General features: G+C 44.0%; 25 protein-coding genes. 7 read left to right on the top strand and 18 right to left on the bottom strand.

Annotated elements, in window-relative coordinates; all coding sequences use genetic code 11:
* Positions 1–5: 5 nt before the first annotated feature.
* The 7 genes from Q5H80_RS01340 to dusA form a co-directional block, all read right to left on the bottom strand.
* Positions 6–782 (bottom strand): phosphoadenylyl-sulfate reductase, encoded by a 777-nt coding sequence (locus Q5H80_RS01340; protein ID WP_102327285.1) that lies wholly within the window; start codon positions 780–782, stop codon positions 6–8.
* On the bottom strand, positions 775–2502 hold the full coding sequence (gene cysI / locus Q5H80_RS01335) for an assimilatory sulfite reductase (NADPH) hemoprotein subunit (protein WP_304567775.1): 1728 nt from the start codon (positions 2500–2502) through the stop codon (positions 775–777). Before cysI ends, Q5H80_RS01340 begins: the two co-directional genes overlap by 8 nt.
* Positions 2502–4367: an assimilatory sulfite reductase (NADPH) flavoprotein subunit gene (locus Q5H80_RS01330; protein WP_304567773.1), complete on the bottom strand. Its 1866-nt coding sequence runs from the start codon at positions 4365–4367 to the stop codon at positions 2502–2504. Before Q5H80_RS01330 ends, cysI begins: the two co-directional genes overlap by 1 nt.
* A gap of 123 nt (positions 4368–4490) precedes the next feature.
* Positions 4491–4721: a hypothetical protein gene (locus Q5H80_RS01325; RefSeq protein WP_004735813.1), complete on the bottom strand. Its 231-nt coding sequence runs from the start codon at positions 4719–4721 to the stop codon at positions 4491–4493.
* Positions 4722–4912: 191 nt separating this feature from the next.
* On the bottom strand, positions 4913–5635 hold the full coding sequence (locus Q5H80_RS01320) for a TIGR04219 family outer membrane beta-barrel protein (RefSeq protein WP_304567750.1): 723 nt from the start codon (positions 5633–5635) through the stop codon (positions 4913–4915).
* A gap of 135 nt (positions 5636–5770) precedes the next feature.
* On the bottom strand, positions 5771–5992 hold the full coding sequence (gene pspG, locus Q5H80_RS01315) for an envelope stress response protein PspG (protein ID WP_009847904.1): 222 nt from the start codon (positions 5990–5992) through the stop codon (positions 5771–5773).
* A 253-nt stretch (positions 5993–6245) separates the two neighbouring features.
* Positions 6246–7247: a tRNA dihydrouridine(20/20a) synthase DusA gene (gene dusA / locus Q5H80_RS01310; protein ID WP_009847903.1), complete on the bottom strand. Its 1002-nt coding sequence runs from the start codon at positions 7245–7247 to the stop codon at positions 6246–6248.
* A 162-nt stretch (positions 7248–7409) separates the two neighbouring features.
* Here dusA and Q5H80_RS01305 point away from each other — a divergent pair, with 162 nt between their 5' ends.
* The gene (locus Q5H80_RS01305; protein ID WP_304567746.1) at positions 7410–7727 is read left to right on the top strand and encodes a tyrosine-type recombinase/integrase; all 318 of its coding nucleotides are present in this window, start codon (positions 7410–7412) and stop codon (positions 7725–7727) included.
* A gap of 116 nt (positions 7728–7843) precedes the next feature.
* Positions 7844–9832, top strand: coding sequence for an ATP-binding protein (locus Q5H80_RS01300; protein ID WP_304567744.1), 1989 nt, complete (start codon positions 7844–7846; stop codon positions 9830–9832).
* A gap of 37 nt (positions 9833–9869) precedes the next feature.
* On the opposite strand, the gene Q5H80_RS01295 is transcribed toward Q5H80_RS01300, so the two are convergent.
* Both Q5H80_RS01295 and Q5H80_RS01290 read right to left on the bottom strand, forming a co-directional pair.
* A protein-coding gene (locus Q5H80_RS01295) for an IS3-like element ISVisp4 family transposase (protein ID WP_304566376.1) occupies positions 9870–11074 on the bottom strand; the annotation gives its coding sequence in 2 pieces (ribosomal slippage) (positions 9870–10687 and positions 10687–11074; 1206 coding nt in all).
* Between the two features lie 231 nt (positions 11075–11305).
* Positions 11306–11521, bottom strand: a complete 216-nt coding sequence (locus Q5H80_RS01290) for a hypothetical protein (RefSeq protein ID WP_304567742.1) — start codon at positions 11519–11521, stop codon at positions 11306–11308.
* 215 nt (positions 11522–11736) lie between these two features.
* Between Q5H80_RS01290 and zur the strand changes: the two genes are divergently transcribed.
* Both zur and Q5H80_RS01280 read left to right on the top strand, forming a co-directional pair.
* Entirely contained in the window at positions 11737–12192 is a 456-nt protein-coding gene (gene zur, locus Q5H80_RS01285; protein ID WP_012603115.1) for a zinc uptake transcriptional repressor Zur, read from the top strand.
* A 17-nt stretch (positions 12193–12209) separates the two neighbouring features.
* On the top strand, positions 12210–12671 hold the full coding sequence (locus Q5H80_RS01280; RefSeq protein ID WP_009847897.1) for a chemotaxis protein CheX: 462 nt from the start codon (positions 12210–12212) through the stop codon (positions 12669–12671).
* 138 nt (positions 12672–12809) lie between these two features.
* On the opposite strand, the gene pgi is transcribed toward Q5H80_RS01280, so the two are convergent.
* Positions 12810–14462, bottom strand: coding sequence for a glucose-6-phosphate isomerase (pgi, locus tag Q5H80_RS01275; protein WP_304567736.1), 1653 nt, complete (start codon positions 14460–14462; stop codon positions 12810–12812).
* 326 nt (positions 14463–14788) lie between these two features.
* Here pgi and Q5H80_RS01270 point away from each other — a divergent pair, with 326 nt between their 5' ends.
* Entirely contained in the window at positions 14789–15208 is a 420-nt protein-coding gene (locus Q5H80_RS01270) for a secondary thiamine-phosphate synthase enzyme YjbQ (RefSeq protein WP_009847895.1), read from the top strand.
* Positions 15209–15327: 119 nt separating this feature from the next.
* Here Q5H80_RS01270 and Q5H80_RS01265 read toward each other — a convergent pair whose 3' ends face one another.
* The 3 genes from Q5H80_RS01265 to Q5H80_RS01255 are packed head-to-tail and all read right to left on the bottom strand — an operon-like array spanning position 15328 to position 19053.
* Positions 15328–16533: a BamA/TamA family outer membrane protein gene (locus Q5H80_RS01265; RefSeq protein WP_304569361.1), complete on the bottom strand. Its 1206-nt coding sequence runs from the start codon at positions 16531–16533 to the stop codon at positions 15328–15330.
* Positions 16534–16569: 36 nt separating this feature from the next.
* Entirely contained in the window at positions 16570–17655 is a 1086-nt protein-coding gene (gene alr / locus Q5H80_RS01260) for an alanine racemase (protein ID WP_304567733.1), read from the bottom strand.
* A gap of 6 nt (positions 17656–17661) precedes the next feature.
* Entirely contained in the window at positions 17662–19053 is a 1392-nt protein-coding gene (locus tag Q5H80_RS01255; protein ID WP_009847892.1) for a replicative DNA helicase, read from the bottom strand.
* Between the two features lie 175 nt (positions 19054–19228).
* Here Q5H80_RS01255 and Q5H80_RS01250 point away from each other — a divergent pair, with 175 nt between their 5' ends.
* Complete coding sequence (locus Q5H80_RS01250) at positions 19229–20125, top strand: DUF481 domain-containing protein (protein ID WP_304567731.1); 897 nt, start codon at positions 19229–19231, stop codon at positions 20123–20125.
* A 202-nt stretch (positions 20126–20327) separates the two neighbouring features.
* On the opposite strand, the gene rplI is transcribed toward Q5H80_RS01250, so the two are convergent.
* The 5 genes from rplI to rnr all read right to left on the bottom strand — a co-directional run bounded on the left by rplI (position 20328) and on the right by rnr (position 25286).
* Positions 20328–20780 carry a 50S ribosomal protein L9 gene (rplI, locus tag Q5H80_RS01245; RefSeq protein ID WP_009847890.1) on the bottom strand — a complete coding sequence of 151 codons (453 nt, stop codon included), beginning with the start codon at positions 20778–20780 and terminating at the stop codon, positions 20328–20330.
* A 38-nt stretch (positions 20781–20818) separates the two neighbouring features.
* Positions 20819–21046, bottom strand: a complete 228-nt coding sequence (gene rpsR, locus Q5H80_RS01240) for a 30S ribosomal protein S18 (protein WP_000090472.1) — start codon at positions 21044–21046, stop codon at positions 20819–20821.
* A 132-nt stretch (positions 21047–21178) separates the two neighbouring features.
* The gene (gene rpsF / locus Q5H80_RS01235) at positions 21179–21592 is read right to left on the bottom strand and encodes a 30S ribosomal protein S6 (RefSeq protein WP_004735855.1); all 414 of its coding nucleotides are present in this window, start codon (positions 21590–21592) and stop codon (positions 21179–21181) included.
* A gap of 292 nt (positions 21593–21884) precedes the next feature.
* On the bottom strand, positions 21885–22625 hold the full coding sequence (gene rlmB / locus Q5H80_RS01230) for a 23S rRNA (guanosine(2251)-2'-O)-methyltransferase RlmB (RefSeq protein ID WP_004735856.1): 741 nt from the start codon (positions 22623–22625) through the stop codon (positions 21885–21887).
* Between the two features lie 159 nt (positions 22626–22784).
* Complete coding sequence (gene rnr, locus Q5H80_RS01225) at positions 22785–25286, bottom strand: ribonuclease R (protein WP_304566636.1); 2502 nt, start codon at positions 25284–25286, stop codon at positions 22785–22787.
* Between the two features lie 249 nt (positions 25287–25535).
* Here rnr and Q5H80_RS01220 point away from each other — a divergent pair, with 249 nt between their 5' ends.
* Positions 25536–26945, top strand: coding sequence for an amidohydrolase (locus Q5H80_RS01220; protein ID WP_304566634.1), 1410 nt, complete (start codon positions 25536–25538; stop codon positions 26943–26945).
* The last annotated feature ends 47 nt before the right edge of the window (positions 26946–26992 follow it).

The raw sequence follows: 26992 nt of genomic DNA, 5'->3' as shown, positions 1-26992 counted from the left end.
TGAGTCTAAATCCCAGAACCATATTGCTCTCCATCGTCTTCATGGAGGCCACATTCTCGTTTTAGGCCATTGAAACGGGTTTCTTCTTCGGTCATACCCGGTTCCCATTTCTTAGTCGTATGAGTATCTCCAACAGAAAGATACCCCTGTTCGCGAAGTGGGTGGTAACTAAGGCCATGCTCTTCTAGGTAATAGTGAACATCTTTATTTGTCCAATCAATTACTGGCAAAAACTTAAACACACCATTTTGGATAGATAAGATCGGCAAGTTTGCGCGCGATTGAGATTGCTCTCTTCTTAAACCAGAAAACCAAGTGCCAGCCTCTAGTTCATCCAGCGCTCTTCTCATCGGTTCAACTTTATTAAGCTTGTTGTACTTCTCTATCCCTTCTATACCTTGATCCCAAAGTTTGCCATATTGCGCTTCTTGCCAATTAGCGCTCTGTTGTGCGCGAAAGACTTGAAGGTTTAGAGTCAACTTCTGACTTAACTCATCTATAAAGCGATACGTTTCTGGGAATAGGTACCCGGTGTCTGTCAGAATAACTGGAATATCGGGTTTGGCTTGAGTCACTAAGTGCAGCATCAATGCTGCTTGGATTCCGAAACTAGAAGACACCACATGTGTTCCTTCTAAGTTTTCTAGAGCCCACTTCACTCTTTCTAATGCAGTTAGCTGTTCTAACTCAGCATTGATTTGTCCAAGACGAAGTATTTGCTCCGTCTTAGTCAATGCGAGTAGCTCTGCTAACTTCAGTTTTGAAGCGACAGAATTATGCATGCAGATCCCTCTTTGAAATGATCACCTCTTCGATGATGCCAGCTCGGATTGTAAAATCACCGAACCCTTCATTATCCGTACGTTCCGTAGCCCAACGTCCCACCAGCGAATCAATCTCTTCTAAAATCTGAGCTGACGTGATGTTCTCTTTATACATCTTAGGAATACGAGTTCCGGCTTTGTTGCCACCTAAGTGCATGTTGTAACGCCCTGGAGCCTTGCCGACTAAACCAAGTTCAGCCAACATTGCACGACCACAGCCGTTTGGACAGCCTGTAATACGAAGGATGATGTTATCTTCTTCTGGTAATCCGTGTTTCTTCAGAATGTCTTCAACATCCGTTACAAACTCAGGAAGAAAACGTTCGGCTTCTGCCATTGCTAACGGACATGTTGGGAATGCCACACACGCCATTGAGTTCTTGCGCTGTTCTGAAACGGCATCATCCATCAGACCGTATTGACGTGCCAGCTTTTCAATTTGTGCCTTTTGGCTCTTAGGTACACCTGCAACAATGAGATTTTGGTTCGCTGTCATGCGGAAGTCACCTTTGTGGATCTTCGCTATTTCAGCAACACCTGTTTTCAGCGCTTTACCCGGAAAATCAAGTAAACGACCATTTTCGATGAATAACGCTAAGTGGTGCTTACCATCAATGCCTTCCGCCCAACCGATACGGTCGCCACGGCCAGTAAACTCATAAGGACGACTTTCAGCAAACTCAACGCCTGCACGTTTTTCTACTTCTGCTTTGAATACATCAATACCAACACGGTCTAGTGTGTATTTGGTTTTGGCATTCTTACGGTTCGAACGGTTGCCCCAGTCACGTTGTGTCGTCACAACAGCTGCCGCTACATCTAACGTTTTCTCTAATGGCACAAAACCGAAATCATCAGCTTTACGTGCATAAGTAGAAGTATCGCCGTGCGTCATTGCAAGGCCACCGCCCACTAATACGTTAAAGCCCACCAGCTTTCCGTCTTCAGCAATCGCGATAAAGTTAAGATCGTTAGCATGGACATCTACGTCATTTTGCGGAGGAATTACAACCGTCGTCTTGAACTTACGTGGTAAGTAGTTACTACCTAAGATAGGTTCTTCATCCGTTGTTGCTAGCTTTTCACCATCTAACCAGATCTCAGCATAAGCACGAGTCTTAGGTAATAGGTGTTCACTGATCTTTTTCGCCCACTCATAAGCTTCTTGGTGTAGCTCGGACTCAACCGGGTTTGTGGTACACAAAACATTTCGGTTTACGTCACCCGCAGTTGCGATTGAATCAATACCAATACTGTTTAGCGTTTGGTGCATTAACTTAATGTTCGGCTTCAACACACCGTGAAACTGGAAAGTTTGACGAGTTGTAAGACGGATAGAACCATATGAGGTGCTTTCATCTGCGAATTTATCAATCGCTAACCATTGCTTAGGAGTGATGATGCCGCCTGGCATACGCGCACGAAGCATTACGTTATGTAAAGGTTCTAGCTTTTGCTTGGTACGTTCATTACGAATATCACGGTCGTCTTGTTGGTACATACCGTGGAAGCGGATCAACTGAAAGTTATCAGCAGTAAAACCACCAGTAATTCTATCTTGGAGATCTTGTTCAATCGTACCGCGAAGATTTTTACTTTCACGCTTAAGACGTTCATTGTCAGCCAAAGGTCCCAGTACTTGACCTAGCACTTCTTGCTCTATTACTTGCTTGCTCATTAGTACACATCCCTTTGGTAACGTTTCGCTTTACGTAAATCATTAATATATTGTTCAGCTTGTTCGCGGCTCTGGTTGCCATGTTTTTCCGCTATCGTAACTAACGCTTCATGAACATCTTTTGCCATTCGAGTTGCATCGCCACATACATAGAGGTACGCGCCCTCTTGAAGCCATTGCCAAACCTGCTCTGCCTGTTCAATTAGTCGATCTTGAACATAAACCTTTTCTTTTTGATCACGACTAAACGCAACATCAAGCTTGGTTAATGCACCAGATTTAAGATACCTCTGCCATTCAACTTGATATAAGAAATCTTGAGTAAAGGTACGGTCACCAAAGAACAACCAGCTTTTACCTTCAGCGTCATTGTTTTCACGCTCTTGAACAAAACTACGGAAAGGTGCGATACCTGTACCCGGGCCAACCATGATGATTGGTGTGTTGTCGTCTTGCGGCAGTTTGAAGTTATTGTTGTTCTCTACAAACACCTTAACTTCACCACCTTCTTCAAGGCGTTGAGCTAAGAAACTTGAAGCGCCACCCAGACGAGATTCATCGCCCTTTTGGTATTCAACCAGACCAACCGTCAAGTGAACTTCTTCATCTACTTCTGCTTGGCTTGACGCAATAGAGTAGAGACGTGGAGTTAACTTACGTAGTAGGCCAATCAATTCATCAGCCGATAGCTTGGTTTTCTTCTCAGCTAAAACATCGACAACTTGAGTATTACCCGCGTATTCACGAAGCTTGTCTTTATCTTCCACCAGCTTAATTAACTTCTTGCTGCCCGATAGCTCAGCAAACTTAGTCACAAGCTGAGGGTTTGAAGAGGTAATCTCGAATTTGCTGACGAGTGCACTATGCAGAGACAAGTTGTCACCATCGACATCGACACTTTCGATACCAGACAGCCCAACCTTAGAAAGAATCTGATTTGCGAGTTCTGAACTGTTTTCAAACCATACGCCTAGTGCATCACCCGGTTGGTAAGTAATACCCGACTCATCAAGATCAATCTCGATATGACGAACATCTTTACCCGAATCACGACCGGTGATCTTTTGGCTCGTTAATAGTGTCGCTGTGTATGGGTTTTGTTTGGTGTATTGCGAATGACCGGCAGCCGCTTGACCTACTGGTAATTGAACCACATCGGCTTCAGTGCCTGTCGATAGCGTCTCTTTTACTTGCTCTAATGCTTTAGCACGCCATTCCGTTGCTGACTCTTCGTAATCAACATCACAATCAAGACGGTCGACAAACGATTTAGCACCAAGCTTAGCGAGGAAGTTATCGAAGTCTTTAGCCGTTTGGCAGAAGAACTCATAGCTTGAGTCACCTAAACCGATCACACCGTATTGTAGATTCGATAATTTTGGCGCTTTCTTCGATTGAAGGAATTCATGCAACTCAATGGCGTTATCAGGGGCTTCGCCCTCACCATTGGTTGAAGCCACAAAAATGACGTGTGTCTCTTTGGCTAGGTTCTTACCTTTATAATCACTTGCATCAAAAAGCTCGACAGCAATCCCTAAGGCTTTCGCTTCTGCCTCAAGCGATTCAGCGACACCTTTCGCATTACCGGTTTGAGAAGCGAAGATAATGCTGAGCTTACCCGCAGGTTTTGCGGCTACTGCGGCGGCTGCTTGAGCGATTGGCGCGGCGGCACCCACAGGCTGAGTTTGGCTCACACCCCAAAGGTAACCACTGACCCATGCCAGTTGTTGAGAAGATAATTCAGAAACAGTTTGCTGAAGATGACCCAATTGTTGGTCATTAAGTGGTGCTGCTAGCCCAGGTAACTCATTAGCCCCAGACTGTGCATTATTATTTTGTGAAGACTCTTTCTTATTTAAAGACATGGTCACGACATCCCTAATCATTGCGTGACGATAGATTAACCACTCCTTTTAATAACAAGAAAGAATAGAAAAGTATGTTTTATAACTTTTTGGAAGTAAAAACCGATTGAAACGTCAATTGAGTTACTGGTTTTCAATACGAACTTGTTGAAAGCCAACCGCCATTGCCGACTTAGAGGCTAGGTCTAAATCCGCGTAATGACACTCTTCCCCATGAACATCAGTAAGCAAAACAAACCCGCCTCCCATATGGCGAAACTCCACAACCCAAGACCCCTCTTGAATTGAGGGCTCTATGATCGCTTCAACCAACAGATTTTCTCGATATAAATTTCGTAATTCATTGAGTGTCATATTCCATCCCTTGCTTTGACCTCACAACATAGACCTTATAAGAATAGACGCTAATTAGGCCTCTGCATTAAGGATGGTCGAAAGTGATGAATGTGCTAACTAATTCCAGAAAGATATAATTAATAGGTATAAAAAAACGCCACTTAATAAAGTGACGTTCTTAAATTTCGTTCTAGATTCGCTTTAATTGCCTAAAAGCGTACTTCTACGCCGGCAAACCAACCATCAACCATAACAAACGCTTTAGGTGGCCCTGGCTTTGGATCATCCAAAGGATCAGGTTCTTTGTCCGTATCAAGAGGTTTATTCAGCTCTGAAGAGAAGAATTTTTCCGAATCAAGGTCGATCACACGATAGCCACCACGAAGTGCTATTTCAGTTGCAGCCACTGGGATACGGTACTGAACACCCGCGATTAAGTCGGTGCTCTTAATGCCATTGCTATTGCCAAACTCCATCGTACCAATGATATCAAGCTGAGTATTAGGGACATTGATTTCTGCGTTACCGTAGAAGCTCCAGGTAAACTCATCAAAACTTGTCGTTTTCGAACTGTACGGATCTTTGTAATGCGAATTTGCATACTGAGTAAATGTCACACCCGCATCGAAGTTCATCAACTTGTGATCCAACATTGTGTAGTAGAACGTGTAGTCGTACTTATCAAACGCTAACAATGTTGTATCAACAGTAGAATAGCGGAAACTCGCATTTGGCAGCTTAGGGGCATTATGCTCAAATGCGAAATACAACGAAGGTGAGTTTGAATCACTCGACCTAGCTTCATTCAGCTTTGTACTTCCCCACCACATATCAGCACCGATCTTAGTCGTGTAAGAAAACTCTTCTTCAGCGGACACTGCCGAGCTTAAAGATAGCATTCCCACTAAAGCAATTAATGGCATTTTATTCATTTGAGATAGCTCCAGTTCCATATCGTTGTGCTAATTGTATGCACATTCATAGATTATTGGGGAAAATTCTACCACACATCTTAAATTCTAAAACGATAAACCGCTGACGAGTAAAGATTTGACGACACGATGACCTTAATAACGTCTTTGGTTAGAGCTGTGTACATAGTTTTTGAAAAACCACACACCCACGGCAATCACGATCAGCCAAGGCAGCAGTTTAAACACAACTCCCATCATACCTAAGACCAGCATGACCGCTAACGCGATTCCGGTTGCCGCTAGTACCGTCATAAACGTAATACCAGTAACGAGTAAAGTTGCGACGAAAATAAGAACAAAGATTAATTCAAACATAATGGTCTCCCTAATGAGTTCATGACCTATCTTTCCTACTTTCTAACATTGCAGCTTCCATACCAAGTTAGCTACAACCATAAACTCCTTATTTATCAGGCAAATAAAAAGCCACGCATCTTCATGCGTGGCTTCTCGGAAACTCACAATGGTAAATTTAGCCTCTAATGGCGAATTTAACCTTATTCTTTAAGCCTTAAGCTTCTAGCTTTTAATTCTTAGCTTTTGGCTTTTGCTTTAACCTTGAGGGTGTCTATACATTTAGCTCTTTAGGGATCTTAGCCAATGCCGTCTGAATCACCTCAATGCCCGCGCCTTTCTTATGTGCATTCTCACTGATGTAACGACGCCATTGTCTTGCGCCCGGCATGCTTTGGAACAAACCCAGCATATGACGAGAGATATGACCAAGGCTCGCTCCATTAGAAAGCTGACGCTCAATGTACGGGTACATCTCTTCAACCACTTGTGAGCGTTTCTTGATTGGCGTGTCTAAACCGAAAATCTGCTGATCAACTTCAGCCAAGATAAACGGGCTATGGTATGCCTCACGACCAATCATCACACCATCAAGGTGCTGCAAGTGTTCTTTAGTCTGTTCTAATGTTGTGATACCACCATTTACCGCAATCACAAGATCTGAGAAGTCTTTCTTGATTTGGTACGCGCGATCGTAATCTAGCGGTGGGATCTCACGGTTCTCTTTCGGGCTAAGGCCACTCAACCACGCTTTACGCGCATGAATAGTAAATTGCTCACAACCGCCCTTTTCAGACACCGTTGAAACAAACTTAGTCAGAAACTCGTAAGAGTCTTGGTCGTCGATACCAATACGCGTTTTCACCGTAATTGGAATATCCGTGACTTCTTTCATCGCTGACACACAATCTGCCACCAGCTCAGGCTCAGCCATTAGGCAAGCACCAAAGCGACCATTCTGAACTCGATCTGAAGGGCAACCTACATTGAGGTTCACTTCATCATAGCCACGCTCACCAGCAAGCTTGGCACAAGCCGCCAGATCAACCGGGTTTGAACCACCAAGCTGAAGAGCTAATGGGTGTTCTTGCTCGTTATACTCTAGAAAGTCGCCCTTACCATGTAAGATCGCACCAGTTGTGACCATTTCCGTGTACAGAAGCGTCTGCTGAGATAGCAAACGGTGAAAGTAACGACAGTGGCGGTCAGTCCAATCCAACATGGGTGCAACGGATAAGCGGTTAGCCGCGTATTTACTGGTATTGTCAGGTTTCATAAAGCGTTACTCAAAATCTATACACTGCATATATATACAGAAACTCGCTAGTTCTGCCGCAAGCTCCCCCACTCACTACGCCTATAGTACGTATTGATGGAGTGGAACGAAGGCATCTAGCATTAAAAAAGAACACTTCAAAGCGGTGAATCACGCTTCACAGTGGACATTGTAGTCAAAAATAATTGGGCGATTATACACAGGGAATCGAAAACATTCAGGAACAAAGACGAACTTATTTTCCCGTACAACTCGCGTCGTGTAAGCGCAGGCTTTCAGCGAGTGAGAAACGAATTGGGTATTGAAGATTTGAGGTATCACGACTTACGAAGAGAAGGGGCAAGTCGGTTATTTGAGAAGGGCTACTCAATTGAAGAAGTTGCTCAAGTAACAGGACATAGGAACTTGAATATCCTATGGCAAGCTTATACGCAGTTGTTTCCGCATAAACTTCATCAAAAACAAAAGACTCTGAACTAATCGTGATTCAAAACAATTATAAGCGACTACACTCAAAAATAACTTAAAGAATACTAGTCAAAATACCGCTAAATGGTAAATTACGCACCAAATATCATAATAAGGCTTAATCCGTCATGGCAACCAGAACCCTAAAAGTTGAAGTAGAAAGCGATCACCTTAATAAAGTATCCAATAGTGCGGCCTACGCAGCAATCTCAGAGCTAGTTTGGAACGCTTTCGATGCTGATGCAAACAAAGTTACAATAAAGCTTTGCGACGACCCTATTATGGGTGGCTTGAGTAAAATTGAAATCACTGATGACGGTATTGGTATATCTAACAAGATCGCAGATGAACACTTCAGCAAACTAGGCGGTTCATGGAAAAAGTATCAGCAAAAAACACCTAACGGACGATTTTTACATGGTAAAGAAGGACAAGGTCGTTTCAAGCCTTTCTCGTTAGGCAGAATTATTGATTGGGACACCGTTTACTTCGACGAAGATAAGGGTGACTACCTCGCTCTTTCTATCGTAGGAAAGTCTGAGGAAATTGGTAAGTTCACCCTCAAAGATGACAATGCACCCAACTCCCTCAATAAAACAGGCACCACCGTTACAATTTCTGAATTAACAAATAAAGGGCTAAGTATTTCGGAAAGTGGTTTAACAAACCATATTTCTTGTTTGTTTGCCATTTATCTATCTAAATACCCAAGTGCTAGCCTTTACATTAACTCGAAAAAAATTGACCCAACAGAGCAAATTGCTCACCAGCAAACTTTAGATTTACCAGCTGTTGTTTTTAATGATGAATCACATGATTACTCATTAAAGGTCATAGAATGGAAGTGTGACACAAAGAATGAGCTGCATTTCTGTGACTCAAACAGTTTCCCACTACACACGCATGATAAGACAATTCGAGGAACAAGTGACTTTAACTATACTGCCTACTTAGTATCCGAACACATAAGTCAACTTTCTAGTAAAGGGGTATTAAGCTTAGGCTCTTTAGAGCCATCGTTATCTAAACCTATAGAAGAAGCGCTCACTGCATTAAGAACTCATTTCTACCTAAGAAGAATTGAAAAATCAGCGGGGATAATTCAGCAATGGAAAGATGACAATATCTATCCATATACAGGGAAAACAGACGACGCGGTAGAAGAAGTAGAAAGACAGATGTTTGATGTTTTGGCTATCAACATTAGTCGTGAACTTCCAGAGTTTGAAAAGTCTCCAGTCAAAGTAAAGAGATTACAGTTTAGACTTTTACAACAAATCGTTGCTTCTAACCCTAATGATCTTCAATTGATTTTGGAAGAAGTATTGAACTTAACAGTCAAGAAGCAAAAAGAACTTGCAGAGCTACTGCAAGATATTAGTCTTACTTCAATAATTAATGCTTCTAAAATCATTGCTGACAGACTCAAGTTCATTGTTGGTTTAGAGCAGATAATATTTGCCCCTGATAAGAAAAAAGTGCTCAAAGAAAGAACTCAGCTCCACAAAATTCTTGCTGAAAACACATGGGTATTTGGAGATGCATTCTCACTTTCTGTGAATGACCGCTCTTTAACTGAAGTCCTAGTAAAACACCTAGAAGCAAAGAAGATTGATTTAAAGCCAAATCAACCTGTAACGAGAGTTGATCAAACTCGTGGAATTGTTGACTTAATGCTAACTCGTTCAGTGCCTAAAAACCACGCAGAACAACTTGAACATTTAGTTATCGAATTAAAAGCGCCTAAAGTGCCTATCGGCATGGCGGAGTTAAACCAGATTCAATCCTATGCTTTCGCCGTAGCCAAAGACGAAAGGTTCAATAAACTAGACGTAAAATGGAACTTTTGGATTGTTTCCAACGATACTGACGATTTTACTAACTCAACTCTAGAAAGAGATAAAACTGGCCAAGGCATTTTCCACCAAACCGACAATATGACAATTCAGGTCAAGACTTGGGGACAACTAATCAAAGAATGCAAACACCGATTAGAGTTTGTCCGAGAACATTTGGACCTCGATATTAACGCGACAGATGGTTTGCAGTACCTACGCGCGAATTACTCAGAATATACTGAGGGAGTGATTCTTGATGAAGAAGTACTAGTTGATTAATGGTGACCCGTCCTGATATGGGTTGACACTTGATTGACTAAAACGCTCGATGTACTTCATCGGGCGTTTTGTATTTTAGAGCTGTGTGAGGCCTATATTCATTATAGATTTTTACTGATTCAGCGACCATTTTCTTTGCTTCATCTAAATCATTAGGCTTATTCAACAGATACTCCATCTTCAATATTCCGTTGACCCTCTCTGCCAACGCATTCTGATAACAGTCATAGCCATCAGTCATTGAGCAAGATACACCATACTGTCGATGCAACTCTTGGTATTCAACAGAGCAGTACTGAACACCTCTATCTGAGTGATGGACAAGCTCACCTGTATTCTTCCGCCCTTTCAGCGCGTTTAAAAAGGCCTGCTTGACCGTGTGAGCTTTCATATCATCACTTATGTGATAGCCCACGATTTTTCTTGAGTAAGCGTCCGTCACTAAACTGAGATAAGTACTACCACGCCGCGTTGCTAGATAAGTAATATCGGCAACCCATAATTGCTCCGGTCCTTCCGGTATTAAGCCTTCTTTGATTCGATTTGGATGGCAGTAAAAGCGATGATTACTGTTTGTGGTTCGATGGTAAGCCCTTCGATTCTGTACTAATAATCGATTCACTCTCAGCAGAGAGAATAAGCGGTCTCGCCCGATTTCAATATCGTTCTGAGCAAGTAAATACTTGATCTTACGAGCCCCTATTCGAGGATGCATCATCCTTTGCTCCTTCACAAAACCGAGCACATATTCATCTTTCTTTGTCTGATGAATTTCTGCAACACAGCGCTTGTAGAAAGCTTGTCGTGTAATACCTATGAAGTGACAAGCTTTAGTAACGGTCAACTTTCTGACCGTTTTTTCCTTAATAACTCGGCCTTGCGCTTCTTTGAAATTCGGACTCCGAAATCTCGATCCATGACTTTTACAACCGCTTCAAAGAACTCAGCTTTGAGCTGAGTTTCTTCTAATTGCTGCTCGAGTTCTTTGATTCGTTGCTCTGGGGTTTGAGTTGAGGAAGAGTTTGACATAGTCGCTCCTAACGCTCTCGATTGTTCTATTCCTTTAGACCAATCTAGTTGACCATGTTTGCGAAGCCAAACTAAAACGGTAGAGCGACCTTGGATCCCATAACGTTCTTGAGCTTGCTTATAAGTCATTTCGCCTTTTTCAACTTGGCTTACGACTGCCAATTTAAAGGCAAGAGAATAATCTCGTTGAGTACGTCTACTTGTTGTTTTCATGACACTCTCCAATTTCATGTTGGAAATGTGTCAACCATATTTAGGACGGTACATGGTTTACGATAAAGCCCTCTCAATGAGGGCTTTTACTTTCAAGTCGAGTCAGCCGCTCATCCATCTTCTCCATCATCAAACGCAGCCACTTAACATCCGTTTTAAGCGTAATACCACCCCCCCCCTGCTAGACAAGGCACTAGCTACCGCAACTATTAGTGTTTGATACTCTGCCATTTACTTAAACTCATTACGTAGGGTTTCCCATAGGCCAAATACTATTGGAGCACTTACACCAATAATGCCACCGAATTGAATACCGTCTGCCGATACGCTAGCTGTGATAAGTTCAGGGTGACCAGATACCAAAGCCGCTCCCGCGCCAAGTAACGCTAAACCCTTTTTAGCCGATGACAGGCCAATGTCGATTGAGAACTTCCGCCCGATAAGCATATTGTTGCACCTTGTATTTTTAAACTCATTCACCAGATCTCTAATTCAGCTCAATTAATCAGTTATGCCTTGAGTCACACTGTCGTTTTGAGTTACCTTGTCTTATTCAAAGTCGTAGGTCACAATACGCTCTGTACCTGACTTTAATAAAATCAATGTCTCCTCAAACAAGGTTACCTAGCAATAGGGGCTGAATGGGGATGTTTGATTGAACGGTGAAAAATTTGGACCACACATTAATAGAGCAAGTTGAAGGGATATGCGTATCGCGAGGTGTTAGGCTAACACCCCAAAGAAAGCGAGTGTTTGAGCTTATCCTATCTAATAAAAAAGCCTCCAGTGCTTATGAATTATTAGAACAATTGAAAGTCAGTGAACCGCAAGCCAAGCCTCCTACAGTTTATCGCGCTTTGGATTTTTTGTTAGAGCAAGGGTTCATTCACCGAGTTGAGTCAACGAATAGCTTTATATGCTGCTGCTCTTGCAATGCCAACACGCATTTTTCCCAATTACTGATCTGCGATAAATGTGGCACTGTGATAGAATTACAAGACGATGCGCTTGTCGCCCTACTCGCGAGTAACGCCGAGCAGCATGGATTCAAGCTGACCAACCATGTCATTGAATCACATGGCATTTGCCAAACTTGCTCCTCCGAAATGAAAGAATAAGATTATAGAAGAACATTATGCGCGCTGAATTTGTAAACCCGTTTTTAGCTTCTTTGATGAACGTACTAAAAACGATGGCATCTCTAGAATTAAAGCCTCAGAAACCAAGAGTGAAGAAAGATGAAATCGCTCGTGGTGATGTGTCCGGCCTAATTGGTATGGTTGGTACACAGTCTCGTGGCTCAATGTCGATCACCTTTGATGAAGGGCTTGCTCTAGAAATCATGGAAAACATGCTAGGTGAACGACCAAACGGTTTGAACGAAGAAGTGACCGATATGGTGGGTGAAATCACTAACATGGTAACCGGTGGCGCAAAGCGAATTCTTGCAGAAAGCGGCTTTGACTTCGATATGGCAACGCCAATCGTGGTTTCAGGTAAAGGCCATACTATTCGTCACAAGTGTGAAGGCGCAATCATCATCATGCCTTTCTCATCTCAGTGGGGTAATGCTTTCATCGAGATCTGTTTCGAATAGAGACAATCGAGTAAATAAAAAGCGAAAGGCTGACGTACATACGTCAGCCTTTTTTATTGCCGTAAAATCAACGGACATAAAAAACGCCAACCGAAAGGTTGGCGTTTACAGTTATGACTTGGTGTTACTTAAACAGTCTTAAGCTTTTAGCGCTTTAAATGCGTTGATTAGACCATTAGTAGAGCTGTCGTGAGACGTTACTTGTGCATCGTCTGCAAGCTCTGGAAGAATTTGGTTTGCTAGTTGCTTACCAAGTTCTACACCCCATTGGTCGAAGCTGAAGATGTTCCAGATAACGCCTTGAACGAAGATCTTGTGCTCGTACATCGCGATTAGGTTACCTAAAGAGCGAGGGTTGATTTGCTTAACAAGAATCGAGTTCGTTGGGCGGTTACCTTCAAATACTTTGAAAGGTACTAGCTCAGCAATTTCTTCAGCTGTTTTGCCTGCCGCTAGGAATTCAGCCTCTACTGTCTCTTTTGTCTTACCGAAAGCTAGCGCTTCAGTTTGAGCAAAGAAGTTAGACATTAGCTTCTGGTGGTGATCAGATGCTGGGTTGTGGCTGATAGCCGGAGCAATGAAGTCTGATGGGATCAGCTTAGTGCCTTGGTGAATCAGTTGGTAGAACGCGTGCTGACCGTTTGTACCAGGTTCACCCCAGATGATAGGGCCTGTTTGGTATTCTACTGGGTTGCCTTCACGGTCAACGAATTTACCGTTAGATTCCATGTTGCCTTGCTGGAAGTAAGCAGCAAAACGGTGCATGTATTGATCGTAAGGTAGAATTGCTTCTGACTCAGCGCCGTGGAAGTTGTTGTACCAAACACCAATTAACGCAAGGATCACTGGAATGTTGCTTTCAAATTCCGTTGAAGCAAAGTGGTTATCCATCTCGTGTGCGCCATCGAGTAGCTCAGCGAAGTTATCGAAGCCGATAGATAGTGAGATAGAAAGACCGATCGCTGACCATAGTGAGTAACGACCGCCTACCCAATCCCAGAATTCGAACATGTTGTCAGTATCAATACCAAACTCAGCAACTGAAGCTGCGTTTGTTGATAGTGCTGCGAAGTGCTTAGCAACGTGTGCTGAGTCGCCCGCTTCAGCCAAGAACCAATCACGCGCAGAGTGTGCGTTCGTCATTGTTTCTTGAGTGGTAAATGTCTTAGATGCCACTAGGAACAGTGTTGTTTCTGGGTTAAGAGGCTTAAGTGTCTCAACGATGTGAGTGCCGTCTACGTTAGAAACAAAGTGCATGTTTAGGCGAGTTTTGTATGGCGTAAGTGCTTCAGTTACCATGTATGGACCAAGGTCTGAACCGCCGATACCGATGTTGACTACATCAGTGATCTCTTTACCTGTGTAACCTTTCCACTCACCAGAAACGATACGGTGTGTGAACAGTTCCATTTTTGCTAGTACTGCATTCACTGCTGGCATTACGTCTTTGCCATCAACCATTACTGGCTTGTCGCTACGGTTACGTAACGCAGTGTGAAGAACTGAACGACCTTCAGTTTTGTTGATCGCATCGCCGCCGAACATTGCTTCGATTGCAGACTTAACTTCAGTCTCGTTTGCAAGAGCAAATAGGTGCTGCATAGTTTCAGCGTCGATAAGGTTCTTAGAGTAATCCACTAAGATGTCTGAACCGAAACGAGTAGAAAAGCTCTCGAAACGCTTTGCATCTTGAGCAAATAGCTCTTTCATATCCATATCTTGAGCAGACTCAAAATGTGCCGTTAGAGCTTTCCACGCTTGTGTTTGCGTTGGGTTGATATTTTTCAACATGATATCTATCTCGATGTTACTGTAGGTTTTATTCTAGACGTCACCAAAGTGATGAATAGAACCCCCGATTAGGCGAAAGTTTATATTTTTCTATGATGACCAAATCGCATCACCACTGAAAGATTCTTTGTAATTTTTTTTCACGACGTATTATGCCGCATATGAAGAGCGGTACCTTGAGATAAATCAGAATTAGATTTCCTGATAGCAGAATCGGTACTGACTCTAGCGCTCACATCATTAAATGTGAGCGAAACCTGATAAATTCAAGTTCAAAAGATAGCGTTAAACCACTTTTTTTCCAAATACATTATAGAGGATGGCGTATGTGGATTCAGAAGACGATACACCTACACGCACAAAAACGTGGATTTCATCTCATCACTGATGAAATTGAACAACAGATATCCGATATCCATTCACTGTCTGTTGGTTTATTACATCTATTCATTCAGCATACTTCTGCTAGCCTTACGCTAAATGAGAACGCAGACCCTACTGTCCGCACTGATATGGAATCACACTTTAATAAGTTTGTGCCCGAACGAGCACCCTACTACAAGCACACCTACGAAGGTGATGATGATATGCCCGCTCACATTAAAGCATCGACACTTGGCACCAGTGTGACAATTCCGATTACCAATGGTCGTCTAGCATTAGGGACATGGCAGGGCATTTACTTAGGTGAACACCGAGATTGTGGCGGAAGTCGTACCGTTATTGCTACCATTCAAGGTGAGTAACGTTAAGTTATCAACAGTGAAATACCGCTTAACAAACATAATGATAGGCAACAAAAAAGGGTGACACAGTTATGTGTCACCCTTTAAAAATATAAGTTAGTCGAGTTAGTAAAACCAGATTAGAAAGGCTGGTTTATCATAACCCTAAAAGTCCCTTCATCACCGCCTCGCGCTAATTCAGCACGTACAACAATGCCTTCAACCTGGAAACGAACTGCGCCGCCTAGGCTCCATTTCATGTCTGTGTGCAGTGTTTTGATATCGTACTCATCAGCAACACGCCCGACTTCAGCAAATGCCACCCACTGCCACCAAGGCAAATCGTAGTAGTTAATCAGTGGGATATCGCCCAGTGGTTGCCAATCAGGAAGCACTCGATATTCCGCAGAGTAGTGAATAGCAGAACGACCGTGGTAACGGCCTCCGGTATAACCTCTTAAGCGATATAAGCCACCGAGTCGAGCTTGTTCTGTTTCCGGTGGACGAGCACAATCTTGCCCTGAACAGTTGCCCCACGTAGGTGTGTCAGCGGTATAGAAATCAAATGCCACGACTTGTTGGTCGAACAAATCCCCCAAAGGGCCCAATGCAAAATACTGACTGTTTTGGAATGTCCACTTCAGCCATAAGTCATCGTTAGACCAACTTTCAGCGCCGGTAGTAAACTCAAGATTGGTATGAGACCCCTTGGTTGGGTTGCGTGTGCTATCACGGTTATCCCAATCAAACGCCAAACTAAAACCTGTCGCTTGTTCGCTATTGTTTAAGCCTTCTAGCTCACGAGTCGTATAGAAAGGCGTAAAGACAATCGAGCTGACACCTGACTCTAATGGGGAAGCAAAGCTCACATCTTTGATGGGTTGGAAAGCCCCTAGCAAGCCATGCTCTGCAACATTGCCCCAAGGCAGCAGATACTTAAACTCAACCTGATAGTTTTCTTCTAAGCCGTCGGCAATGGTTTTATCATCAATAGATGAATCATTATCGCCTTGAGGGCCAATGTAATACGGGTTTTCGTTAAAGCGAGCTTGGTACATCTGAGTACTGAACAATACGTTCTCAGACAGTGCGAAGTTAAAGGCTGATAAGAAACCGACGTAGCTGTCTTTATCTGAATAAAGCGCCATGCCAAACAGAGCGGCTTGAGGTTGCCAAACACCCTTTGCGACACCAGCAACCCCGAAGGTATTACCCATGGTTTCAGTACTAAAATAGAAAGGAACAAAGGCTGAATCTTTTTCTTCACTCACAGCGGGAGAAGACAAGCTGACACCGAGTAATGCCATTGCAGACATTAACCAGTATCGAGTCGTTCGTATGAACATCATTTACTTATAGGATCCATAGTTACTTCACATTAGTTACTTCACGTACTCCATCGCAACACGCGAAGTCAGCTTAGTAACCAGCTCGTAAGCGATAGTGCCGATATGTTCTGCGACTTCTTCTGAAGGTAAATTTTTACCCCATAATGTTGCTTCATCACCGACTTTATCTGCCGCATCAGGGCCAAGATCAACCGTTAACATGTCCATTGATACACGTCCTGCGATCGGTACTTTTCGGCCGTTAACGAATACTGGAGTGCCGTTAGGAGCAGTGCGAGGATAACCATCACCATAACCTATCGCGATCACACCAACCTTGGTATCTCGCTCACTGGTCCAGTTACCGCCATAGCCAACACTTTCACCCGCTTTAACATCACGAACGGCTATCAGGTGCGAGGTCAAAGTCATTACAGGATAAAAGCCGAGATCTTGCGCTGATTTATCAGCAAAAGGAGAAACACCGTAAGAGATAATTCCCGGGCGAACCCAGTCAAGGTGGCTATCTGGCCAAGCTAATAGACCCGCAGAAGCAGCAAGTGAACGCTCACCTTCGCAACCGTCGGTGAGCGATAAGAAAAGCTCGGTCTGTTCAACGGTGGTTGCTCTATCAAGTTCATCAGCACAACCGAAATGACTCATGTAGCGCAGAGGTTTAGCGACATTCGCACATTGATGTAAGCGCTCAACAAAGTTTTGGTATTGCTCAGGACGAGCACCTAGGCGATGCATACCACTGTCGACTTTTAGCCAAACCACGACAGGTGTTTCCAACTCTGCATTCTCTAGCGCGCTTAATTGCTCTTCGCAATGCACTACCGTTTGGATGTTATTGGTCACCAAGATTGGCAAATCACCCGAAGAATAAAACCCTTCTAGCAACAAAATAGGCTTAACAATGCCACCAGCACGAAGCTGTAATGCTTCTTCAATACGCGCCACACCAAAAGCATCAGAGCTTTTTGAATGTTTGGCAATATGCAGTAAGCCATGTCCGTAGCCATTGGCTTTCACAACAGACATTACCTTGCAATGAGGAGCCTTCGACTTTATCTGGTTCAGGTTATGTTCAAGCGCGTTTAAGTCAATACTCGCCGTCGCTGCTTTCATGTAAGTCATTAGTGATTACTCATCATCAAATGCAGGACCTGCATAGTTATCAAATCGGGAGTGTTGACCTTGGAACGTCAGACGAACCGAACCGATCGGACCGTTACGCTGCTTACCAAGGATGATTTCAGCGATGCCTTTCAATGAACTATCGGGGTTATAAACCTCATCACGATAGATAAACATGATTAAGTCGGCATCTTGCTCGATCGAACCTGATTCACGCAAATCCGAGTTTACTGGGCGCTTATCAGCACGTTGCTCTAGGGAACGGTTAAGCTGAGAAAGTGCCACAACTGGCACGTTGAGCTCTTTGGCGAGTGCTTTCAATGAGCGAGAAATCTCGGCGATCTCTAGAGTACGGTTATCAGATAACGAAGGTACACGCATTAATTGAAGGTAATCTATCATGATCATAGAGATACCATCATGCTCACGAGCGATACGTCGAGCACGCGAGCGCACCTCTGTTGGTGTTAAGCCCGAGCTATCATCGATATACATATTCTTCTTATCCATCAGAATACCCATACTCGACGAGATACGAGCCCAATCTTCATCGTCTAACTGACCGGTACGAATCTTGGTTTGGTCTACGCGAGAAAGTGACGCGAGCATACGCATCATCAGCTGTTCAGCAGGCATCTCTAGCGAGAAGATTAACACTGGCTTGTCTTGCTTCATCGCTGCGTTTTCACATAGGTTCATCGCAAACGTGGTTTTACCCATCGATGGACGCGCAGCAACAATGATTAAGTCAGAACCCTGAAGGCCTGCCGTTTTCTTATTGAGGTCGTTGAAACCCGTATCGACACCTGTCACACCATCTTGTGGCGATTTATATAAGATTTCGATACGTTCTAGCGTCTTCTCTAGAATGCTATCAACGTTTTGTGGACCTTCGTTTTCACTTGCACGGCCTTCGGCAATCGCGAAAACTTTACTCTCAGCAAGATCAACAAGTTCTTCCGATGTACGACCTTGAGGGTCATAACCAGAATCCGCAATTTCATTTGCCACACCAATCAGGCTACGCACCAATGCACGTTGTGCCACGATATCAGCATAGGCATTGATGTTTGCCGCACTTGGCGTATTTTTCGCTAGGTCAGCAAGGTAAGCAAAGCCACCCACTTCTTCAAGTTGCTCACGCAGCTCTAAATGTTCAGAGAGTGTAATAAGATCCAGAGGAGAGCTTTCTTCAAGGATATCCTTTACCGCTTCAAAGATCAGACGGTGAGGACGGCTATAAAAGTCTTTGGCCACAACCTTTTCGGCCACCGTATCCCAGCGTTCGTTATCCAATAACAAACCGCCAATAACAGATTGCTCAGCTTCTAATGAATGTGGCGGGACCTTGATGGCGTCCACCTGATCGTTGGCTGATTTCTGACTTTTGGTATCCACTATGACTACACTCAATAACTAATAATGATCGTTCATTATACCCAAGAACATCCGTTTGTAATCCGATCCTATGAGTTTGTTTTATTCTTCAGCAAGAATTTACCTATTGCTGACGGAATTAACCAAAGGTAGCATTACGATCCTTCCATTCATTCACTGTATAACTGAGGTATGCGTGTCCAAATTATTGGCTCTGAGCACTGGTCTTCTAAGCTCTAGTCTTCTAAGCATCGGCCTCCTGAGCACTCCGTTGGCCTTAGCGAATGATGCTAAAGCCTCTGTTGATGCAATCCTCGACTCGATAGTGGTAGCAGAACCTGCTGCTGAGCCGCTCATCGTTGCACCGACACCTGAAAAAGATATGGATATCGCACCAAGTGATACGAGTGACACAGAACTACCGAACCCACTGAATACTGAAGTCGAATTTGGATATCAGTCGCATACTGGTAATTCTGATTCTCGATCGCTGAATGCACGCCTGAACGGTGAGTACACGGCTGGTCGTCATAGAACCAGTGGCGAATGGAAATACTACAATCTCTACAAAGATGGCGAAGAAGATAAAAGGCAATCGACATATTCTGCTCAGAGTGACTACAAGTTAAGTCCGAAAACTTACCTCTATGGCAGCTTTAAAGGGGTCGATTCACGATACAGTGCTTATTTTAAGGACTACACCGTTTCTAGCGGTCTAGGTTATCAGTTTTCGAATACAGAAGAGTTTGTGTTGGAGGTCGAAGTGGGCCCGGGTTTTCGTTACCAAGAACCGAACCTTGATGAAATAGACGATGATGACATCATCTTCCCAGAGATCGTTGAAGAAGCGATTTTCCGTGGCAATGTAAATACATCATGGCAGGTATTGAAAAATTTGAAGCTTAAAGCCGATGTGACGTTGGTGTCTGGCCACAGCAACCTAAAATTTGATACTGAATTAGAAGCCATCAACGATATTACCGACAATATCGCACTAAAAATTGCTCACTCTCGACAGTACCACGACAAGGTACCTGAAGGGTTGAACAAAGAAGATTCCGTACTGTCTGTAAATCTACTTTTTCAATTCTAAATTTGAGAGCTGGTATAACGGTGTATCAATAAAAAACACCCTCGTTTTTTATTATGTAAGCTCCCCTCCTCTCTAGTGCTTTCTACTCCTGCAATAGTCACTGTTCCAAAGAGCTTAAAACTCATATTGCAGACATAAAAAAACACCAGCCGAAGCTGGTGTTTAAAACTTTCAAAAGAAAGAATTCGTCTTGGTACTGAAATTACTCAGCTGCAACGATAGCGATTTTCGCAGTAGCAAAAACTTCAGAGTGAAGTTGAATGCTTACTTCGAATTCGCCGATGTTACGTAGAGCGCCTTCAGGTAGGCGTACTTCGCTCTTAGCTACTGCAACACCTGCCGCTGTAATAGCGTCAGCGATGTCACGAGTACCGATAGAACCGAATAGTTTACCTTCGTCACCAGCTTTAGAAGCGATTGTAACGCCTTCTAGAGTGTTAACGCTCTCAGCGCGAGCTTCTGAAGCAGCTAGTTGCTCAGCAACTTTAGCTTCTAGTTCTGCACGACGAGTTTCGAACATAGCAACGTTGTCTTTAGTTGCCATAACTGCTTTACCCTGTGGGATAAGGAAGTTACGAGCGTAACCAGATTTAACGTTTACTTGGTCGCCAAGGCCACCTAGGTTACCGATCTTATCAAGTAGAATAACTTGCATTATCTTAGTCCTCTTAAACTATTATTAACTATTACCGATTACTGATGCTTGTCAGTGTACGGTAGTAGTGCTAGGTAACGAGAACGCTTGATAGCGCGAGCTAGCTGACGTTGGTATTTAGCACTTGTACCAGTGATACGGCTAGGTACAATTTTACCAGCTTCAGTGATGTAGTTTTTTAGAGTTGCTACGTCTTTGTAGTCAATCTCTTGTACGCCTTCTGCAGTAAAACGGCAGAATTTACGACGACGGAAGAAACGAGCCATGGGCTATCTCCTGATCTAAATTTAATAATGCGGTACTCACACGAACTTATAAATAAGTCTAAGCAAATGCTTGTAGTGAGAATACCTAAACGAGTTGAATAAAATTTAATGACCTAAAAGGCCAAAAAAGAATTACTCAGCAGCAGCTTCTGGCTTAGCTTCTTCTTCACGACGTGGTGCACGTTCTTCACGGTCATCACGACGAGGAGCACGCTCTGCACGCTCTTCTTTTTGCTTAAGCATGATAGATTGCTCAGTCACAGCGCCTTTAGTGCGCATGATCATGTTACGTAGAACTGCATCGTTAAAACGGAAAGCAGTTTCTAGCTCGTCCATCACTTCTTGGCCAGCTTCAACGTTCATAAGAACGTAGTGAGCTTTGTGAAGTTTGTTGATTGGGTAAGCCATTTGACGGCGGCCCCAGTCTTCTAGACGGTGGATAGTACCACCAGCTTCAGTGATTGAACCAGTGTAACGCTCGATCATGCCAGCAACTTGCTCGCTTTGATCAGGGTGAACCATGAATACGATTTCATAATGACGCATTTGGTTGCTCCTTACGGATTATTAGCTTCCACGAAAGGCTCGGTCGTCCAAGGGAAGCAAGGAACTAAAGAAAAATGACCGAGTTTTAAGGACGGCAAATATTATAGAAAGAACCCGGTATTGGCAAGCGGTATTTGGCTAATAATGAAACAGTTTTTCTGTCGCCATCTAGCCATCTGTGATTCTGTCAATTTGTCACTCTAGGCCCTAAAAAGAAACGCCCACCAGCAAGTGGTGAGCGTTAATAAATTCATAGACTTAAAGTCGCTTTGTCTTTTTACTCAGCTTAACGCTATTGAGCTAAACGCTGGCGTACCGCTTCGAACAGACAGATGCCCGATGCTACTGAAACGTTTAGGCTCGACACGCTGCCTGACATTGGGATCTTAATTAGGTCATCACAGGTTTCACGCGTTAGACGACGCATACCGTCACCTTCAGCACCCATAACCACAGCAAGAGGGCCTGTTAACTTCGCTTGGTAGATATCATGCGTTGCTTCACCTGCGGTACCCACAAACCATACACCCTGCTCTTGCAGTGCACGCATAGTACGAGCGAGATTGGTTACACGTACTAGAGGAACGGTTTCAGCCGCACCACACGCTACCTTGCTTACCGTTGCTGTTAGCGGCGAAGAGCGGTCTTTAGGTACGATAACAGCAGCAACACCTGCGGCATCCGCATTACGCAGACAAGCACCTAGGTTGTGAGGGTCTGTTACGCCGTCTAGAACCAACAGCAGAGGCTGTTCGTGCTGCGCTAGGATATCGTCTAGGTGAGTTTCATTAAGCTGCTTAGCAGGCTTCACCTTAGCAATAAGACCTTGGTGATTCGCACCTTGTGCTTTTTCATCAAGCGGCTTACGACCCATTTGTTGAATCGATACGCCAAATTGCTGCAATTGATTCAGTAATGGAAGAAGGCGATCGTCTTGACGCCCTTTCAGTACATAGGCTTCGATAAAACGTGCTGGATCTTTTTCTAGTACGGCTTTCACCGCGTGAATACCGTAAATAAATTCGTTACTCATTGTCTCTGGTTACTCTTATTGCTCAGAGGTGAATGTCATCAAACCCGATGCACCCATCTCTGTATTGTTTATTTCGAGAGCATGCATCTTCCGCCTGATACTCTCGCATTTAAATTCGTTAGACGTTTAAGCCCTACTAGTCACTGTAATGACGATAGCTTAAGACTTATCAGCCTTTGGCTTACGGCTTGCTGCGCGCTTTTTCTTCGCACGAGCTTTAGCAGCACCAGTTTTATTCGCTGGATTTTTCTTCTTAGCTGAGCTTTCGCTACTTCCGTCTGGTCGTTTAGTTGGTTCAACTAAAGGCGTTGCAGGTACACCCGGCTTATTACTCTTCACCGCTGAACGCTTCTTGCTTTTCGCCTTTTTCATCGCTTCAGCAGCACGCTTCTTGGCTGTTTTACCTTTACCACGCGGCTGACGATCGGTGTCTTCTAAATCAAAGTCGATTTGACGAGTTTCTAAGTTAACTGCCGAAACCTTCACTTTAACCGAGTCACCCAAGCGGTAGATATTGCCTGAACTTTCACCAACCAGACGCTGACCAACAGCATCAAATTGGTAGTAGTCATTCGCTAGCGCTGAGATATGTACCAGACCATCGATGTGCAGTTCCGTTAGACGCACAAAGAAGCCGAAGCCAGTTACGTTGGCAATCACGCCATCCATCACTTCGCCAACATGGTCTTGCATGTATTCACATTTCAGCCAGTCGTTCACTTCACGTGTAGCGTCATCAGCACGACGCTCAGTCATTGAACACTGCTCGCCGTAGAAATCCATATCATCGAAAGTGTAATGGTAACCACCGGTTGGCGTCCAACGTTCGCTGTTACGGCCTTCTTCTTTCGCAATAAGGTACTTAATCGCACGGTGCAATAGTAAATCTGGGTAACGACGAATTGGCGAGGTAAAGTGAGCATAGCGCTTAAGAGCTAGACCAAAGTGACCCGCGTTATCCGCGTTGTATACCGCTTGTTTCATTGAGCGCAGCAGCATAGTTTGGATTAACTCACGGTCTTCACGTTCGTTAATCTGCTGCATCAGTTGTGCATAGTCTACCGGAGATGGCGACAGGCCACCTTCCAGTGTTAAACCTAATTCACTTAAGAAGCTCTTGAAGCCCATTAAGCGCTCTTCACCCGGAGTATCGTGAACACGGTATAGAGCAGGCTCTTTCGCTTTTTCTACGTAAGATGCCGATGCGATATTCGCAAGAATCATACATTCTTCGATGATCTTGTGTGCATCGTTACGGATTACTGGCTCAATACGGTCGATCTTACGATCCGCATTGAAGATAAACTTAGTTTCTACCGTTTCAAATTCAATCGCACCACGTTCGTCACGCGTTTTCTTAAGCACCTTATACATCTTATGAAGCTCTTCAAGATGTGGTACTTCTGGTTCGTAACGTTCACGTAACTCTTCATTGCCATCTAAGATCGCGCCTACTTTGTTATAAGTAAGACGAGCATGAGAATTCATGACTGCTTCATAGTGCTTGTAGCCTGACAGTTTACCTTTGTCTGAGATAGTCATCTCACACACCATACACAAACGGTCGACTTGAGGGTTCAATGAACACAAACCATTTGAAAGTACTTCTGGCAGCATTGGGACAACTTGTGATGGGAAGTATACCGAGTTACCACGGTTAATCGCTTCCTTGTCTAGCGCTGTCTCTGGGCGAACGTAGTAACTTACGTCAGCAATCGCTACCCATAGGCGCCAGCCGCCGCCTTTCTTCGCTTCACAGTAAACCGCATCATCGAAGTCACGCGCATCTTCGCCATCAATGGTAACCAATGGGAGTTTGCGTAGATCAACACGTCCTTCTTTTGCTTCTTCAGGAACATGCTCACCAAGATTTTCGATTTGCTTATCTACCGCTTCAGGCCACTCTTGTGGGATCTGGTGAGTACGGATCGCGATCTGCGTTTCCATACCCGGAGCCATATTCTCACCAAGAACTTCGGTCACTTTACCCATCATGTTACGAGAACGACCACCGCGGTCCGTAATTTCAATCACAACCACATTACCCATTCGAGCACCGCCTTTATGCTCAGTTGGGATCTGGATGTCGTGACTAATACGCGAATCATCAGCAACCACATAAGAATGGCCGTACTCTAGGAAGAAGCGACCAACAAGTGGCGTTTTACGCTCTTCAAGCACACGAACCAAACGGCCTTCACGACGGCCACGCTTACTGTTGTCAGTTGGCTGAACCAATACGTAATCACCGTGCATGATGGTTTTCATCTGATGATGCGGCAGCACGATATCATTGTCTTTACCCACACTGCCGTCTGGGCGTACCCAACCATGACCGTCTTTATGACCAATCACAAAGCCTTTAATCAATTCCATCTTCTCAGGCAATGCGTAACACTGACGACGAGTAAAGATAAGCTGTCCATCACGTTCCATTGCACGTAAACGACGACGCAGCCCTTCATATTGTTCCTCTCCAGCCAAACCCAAAGCTTCGAATAGATCGTTGCGGTTCATAGGAATATTCGCGTCTGTTAGAAACGAAATAATGAACTCACGGCTTGGTACTGGGTTTTCGTAATTTTTCGACTCTCGGTCGGCAAAAGGATCAACAGTGGTTGTCGCTGTCGTGTTTTCTGACATTGGTGTGTTTTTTGACATAGGCGGGCCTGCTTAAGCAAGGAAGGTATATTACCCCTAGTATATCTGATGCTAGAGGTAAGCTACAGATATGCTTTGGAAAAGCCTAAAATAACCTAAGATTGATACATATCTTCACTTTGTGAAACATCACTTCATAGACGCGGACTATCATCAAAATCTCAAGCAAACGATAAAACAAACGTTTGCGCCATGAATGAAATACACTATTATCCACGCACTTTACCAACACCTGTTCTGAGTATTGATATGAAACTAAAACGCACCCTATTGGCTTCAGCGATGGCAAGCCTAGCTCTATTTCCATTTGCAAGTTCAGCAATGGAAAAAGCTGACCTGATGATAACCGATGCCATGGTTCTAACCATGAACCAAGAGAAAACGGTTTACGAGAGCGGCACTGTTGTCGTCAAAGACAACAAGATCATTGCGGTTGGCGATGCTTCGCTAGAGAAGCAGTATCAAGCTAAACAAGTGCTAGACGTTGATGGCGATATCGTAATGCCAGGTCTCATCAATACTCATACTCACGTATCCATGACGGTTTTCCGTTCGTTGGCCGATGATGTGCCTGATCGCTTGCACCGCTACATCTTCCCACTTGAAGCTAAGTTAGTATCTCGCGATATGGTTCGTATAGGCGCTAACCTAGGTAACGTTGAAATGGTAAAAGGTGGCGTAACCACTTACGCTGATATGTACTACTTTGAAGACGAAGTGGCTAAAACTGTTGATAAAATTGGTATGCGCGCAGTATTGGGCGAAACAGTAATCAAATTCCCAGTGGCTGATGCAGCAAACGCGGAAGAAGGTATTAAATACGCTTTAAACTTCATTGAAGAATATAAAGATCACCCGCGTATTACACCTGCATTTGCTCCTCACGCCCCTTACACAAACACAACAGAAGTCCTTCAAAAAGTAGCAAAGCTTTCTCTAGAACTTGATGTTCCAGTAATGATTCACTTAGCTGAATCTCATCGTGAAGAAGAAAAAATTGCAAAGCGAGCTGAAGGTTTATCTCCGGTTCAATACATGGACAGCATTGGTGCACTAAACAAAAACTTAGTTGGCGCACACATGATCCTAGTAGACGATCATGATATCGATCTTGTGAAAAAATCAGATATGGGTGTGGCTCATAACATGAGTGCCAACATCAAGTCGGCAAAAGGCGTATCACCTGCGCTTAAGATGTATGACGAAAATGTACGTATCGGTTTAGGTACTGATGGCCCAATGTCTGGTAACACACTGAGCACTATTGATGAGTTCAACCAAGTCGCTAAGGTTCACAAGCTAGTTAATAAAGATCGTGCTGCAATGCCGCCGATCAAAGTGATCGACATGGCGACAATGGGCGCGGCAAAAGCGCTACACATGGAAAATAAGATCGGTTCTCTTGAAGCAGGTAAACTAGCCGACATCATAGTGATCGACACCAAGGCGCCAAACATGGTTCCTGTGTACAACCCATACTCAGCATTAGTTTACTCAGCTAACTCGGGTAACGTTCGTCACACCATCGTTGATGGCAAGATCATCATGCAAGATCGCGACATGCTAACGGTCGATGAAGATCAAATTCGCCAAGAAGCTCTCGATTTCACCAAAGTCGTTCGTAAGACGGTAATTGAATCTGGTGAAGTTGTTCAATAACCAGTAAGGCGGAGCGCTGTGCTCTCGTAAAATCAAGGCCACAGTTA

The organism is Vibrio sp. SNU_ST1 (assembly GCF_030563405.1).
GTDB lineage: Bacteria > Pseudomonadota > Gammaproteobacteria > Enterobacterales > Vibrionaceae > Vibrio.
The sequence above is the reverse complement of the archived record's forward strand: the minus strand, read 5'-3'. Positions and strand labels throughout refer to the sequence as shown.